At 62.2% G+C, this 233-nt stretch carries 1 protein-coding gene; it reads right to left on the minus strand.

From position 1 onward, the window contains the following. A partial coding sequence (gene rpsD, locus R2R70_RS23295) for a 30S ribosomal protein S4 (protein ID WP_410979389.1) occupies positions 1-233 on the minus strand: 233 nt, incomplete at both ends.

The raw sequence follows: 233 nt of genomic DNA on the forward strand, positions 1-233 counted from the left end.
GGTTCTTGGCCTTCTCCCGAACGGTGACCACATCGCCAGCCTGCACTTTGAAGGAAGCAACGTTGACGGTACGGCCGTTCACGGCGATCGCCTTGTGGCTGACCAGCTGACGTGCCGCGGAACGCGTGGAGCCGAAGCCCATGCGGTAGACGACGTTGTCGAGACGAGCCTCGAGGAGCTGGAGCAGAACCTCACCGGTCGCACCCTTGAGGCGAGCGGCTTCTTTGTAGTAG

It is taken from the genome of Cobetia sp. SIMBA_158 (genome assembly GCF_046566945.1).
Lineage (GTDB): Bacteria > Pseudomonadota > Gammaproteobacteria > Pseudomonadales > Halomonadaceae > Cobetia > Cobetia amphilecti.